Origin of the sequence: Prosthecobacter sp. (assembly GCF_029946185.1) — a bacterium.
GTDB lineage: Bacteria > Verrucomicrobiota > Verrucomicrobiia > Verrucomicrobiales > Verrucomicrobiaceae > Prosthecobacter.
The window spans coordinates 1-2,415 of sequence record NZ_JAQSEA010000108.1 but is presented as its reverse complement, the minus strand read 5'-3'; the positions used below and the strand labels follow the sequence as shown (position 1 = coordinate 2,415).

3 protein-coding genes and 1 pseudogene are annotated in these 2,415 nt (G+C 56.9%); 1 reads left to right on the top strand and 3 read right to left on the bottom strand.

Translation table 11 applies throughout. From position 1 onward, the window contains the following. Positions 1 to 935: collagen-binding domain-containing protein (locus PSV43_RS08375; RefSeq protein ID WP_300195522.1), on the top strand; the 935-nt coding region annotated here is incomplete at its 5' end. A gap of 355 nt (positions 936 to 1,290) precedes the next feature. On the opposite strand, the gene rnhA is transcribed toward PSV43_RS08375, so the two are convergent. The 3 genes and pseudogenes from rnhA to PSV43_RS08360 form a co-directional block, all read right to left on the bottom strand. Beyond that, positions 1,291 to 1,797, bottom strand: coding sequence for a ribonuclease HI (gene rnhA, locus PSV43_RS08370; RefSeq protein WP_300195519.1), 507 nt, complete (start codon positions 1,795 to 1,797; stop codon positions 1,291 to 1,293). Further along, complete coding sequence (locus PSV43_RS08365; protein ID WP_300195517.1) at positions 1,794 to 2,108, bottom strand: DUF3817 domain-containing protein; 315 nt, start codon at positions 2,106 to 2,108, stop codon at positions 1,794 to 1,796. Before PSV43_RS08365 ends, rnhA begins: the two co-directional genes overlap by 4 nt. 94 nt (positions 2,109 to 2,202) lie before the next feature. Beyond that, positions 2,203 to 2,415, bottom strand: a pseudogene (locus tag PSV43_RS08360) (3-hydroxy-5-phosphonooxypentane-2,4-dione thiolase LsrF); the annotation flags it as partial.

Genomic DNA, 2,415 nt, shown 5'->3' with positions numbered 1-2,415 from the left:
TTTCGCTCCAAGCCCAGACGCTGGACTACCGGAATTACAACGCGATCATCTTCAACAACCTCAACACCACCTCTGACATCGAGGGCCGCACCTTTGTCGGCAATGACTTCACGGGCGCAAATTCTGCCAATCTGGGCAACCACCTCAAGAACACGGTGGCAACCACCGACCGCTCGTTCGTCGTGGGCAACAATCTCGTCAGCGGCAACCCGCTCAACCTGCAGCGCGGCAGCCTCTATATTGACGGCACCACCAATGGTCGCATCATCAACTTCAACGGCGGCGGTTCCGTGATGGCAGATCACAGCATCGACGCCTCCCTGAACCAGATTCGGGGTTACTCCGTCGAGCAGTCACAGGCCCTCAGCACCATGTTGGCGGACAGTACGGTCACTTTGCCTTCAAGCTCCCCTGGACCCACGAAATTCTTTGCCACGGCAGGTGCCGACGGCCTGGCGGTCTTCAATGTGACTGCCGCCTCTATTTTTGACAATCCCAATGGCCAGCAGTTTGAACTGATCACGGACGCCAGCACCGTCAACGTCCTCATCAACGTGAGCGGCACCTCGGTGAACTGGACCAACGGCAACATGGTGGGCAACTTCACCAGCAACTACTGGCAGGAGCACACGCTCTGGAACTTCTACGAGGCCTCCACCATCAACTTCAATGCCCACAACTTCAACGGCGGCATCCTGGCTCCTAATGCCTCCATCAGCACCTCCTCAAACATCGACGGGCTCGTGGTGGCGAACAATCTGACCACCACCGCCGAAGTGCATCTCCCCGACAGCAACAGCCTCAATGCCTACGCCTATGACGGCTTTGCCGCGCCGGTTCCCGAGCCTGGCAGCGCCATCTTCCTCCTCGCCGCAGGGGGCCTGTTTCTGATCGTGCGGAATCGCCGTTTGGTGACCGGAAATAGCCGGTACTAAGTGAGTTGTATACGGTCGCTTCGTTGAATTCGGGAGCACTACGACTCCCAAACTATTGCCTGGGTATTGGAATCGTGATCCCTACCTTTTGGATGAAGTCGGTGAGTCGTCCGTACGGGATAAATTCGCCATCGTTGCCGTTCGAAGAGGGGATGGTTTGGATCGTATAATGGTCAATTCCTTCGATGAAGAGAATGTCCAGGAAACCGTTTTACCAGAGGGTGACTGTGACCGAGTTATTTTTGAATACTGCGCAAGGGTTGAGTCGCTAAAAATGGATCCGCAAGCCAACCACTAGACATTCAAGCAAGGGGATGATGCATCTGATTTTATCAGGCATCGCCTGCTGGCAAGGTCACAACAACTGCGCCTCGGCCTCGGCTTTGAACTCTTCGAGCAATCTCTTCAACTGCTGCGACGTGTGCGCAGCTTTGACCGCAGCGATGGCTTCTCCGGCCAGCACATCACAGCGTTCGTTTTCAGTATGTCCTGCGTGGCCTTTGACCCAGTGCCATTCAATCTTGTGCTGCGCAGTGGCAGCATCCAGCTCGCGCCACAGGTCGGCGTTTTTCACCGCCTGCTTGCTGCTGGTGCGCCAGCCGTTCCGCTTCCATCCCGCGATCCATTGGCTGATGCCTTGGCGCACATACTGCGAGTCGGTATGGAAGTCGATCACACAGGGCTCTTTGAGGATGCGCAGCGCTTCAATCGCAGCCTGTAGTTCCATGCGGTTGTTCGTCGTGGCCGGCACGCCCCCTTTGAGCTCGCGCACATGCTTGCCATACGCCAGCACCGCAGCCCAGCCACCGGGGCCAGGATTACCATGGCAGCCGCCATCGGAATGAATGAGCACCTTCTTCACGCCGGCGTCTTGTTGGAGTCCGCCGCCACCCACGCACGCATGCGGCGGTCAATGAAGAACGGCACAAACGGCAGCAGCGAGGCGATGAACACCAGCACCGCACGACTGAACGGCCAGCCCGTATGCATCAGCACGCGCCAAAGCGCGAAGCAGAAGACCACAAACAGTCCGCCATGCACAGAGCCCACGATCTTGACCGCCATCTGCATGCCCCACACATACTTCAGCGGCATGGCAACGAAGAGCAGGATCAGGTACGAGATGGCTTCGAGCAGAGCGACGGTGCGCAGAAAAGAGACGGGGTGTTTCATCAAAGGGGCAGTAGCACGGGTTGGCGGGTTCAAGAAAGAAAAAACTCCGACCGCCTTGCGGCAATCGGAGTTTTGAAACGAAATCAAAGACTGCCTACTTCTTCTTCAGCTCTTTCTTCTTGAGGTCATTGTACATTTCGAAAGCCTTGTTCGCATTGAGCCCGCCATGCACCACGCCCTGCACCGCCTGCATCATCGAGACAGGAGCGTCACTCTGGAAAATATTGCGCCCCATGTCCACGCCGCTGGCACCCTGCTTGATGGCGTTGGCGCACATCTTCAGCGCTTCGAGTTCTGGCAGCTTCTT

What these genes read in the sequence shown, in the direction of transcription:
- PSV43_RS08365 (WP_300195517.1), bottom strand. Translation starts at nt 2,108, where the DNA reads ATGAAACACCCCGTCTCTTTTCTGCGCACCGTCGCTCTGCTCGAAGCC.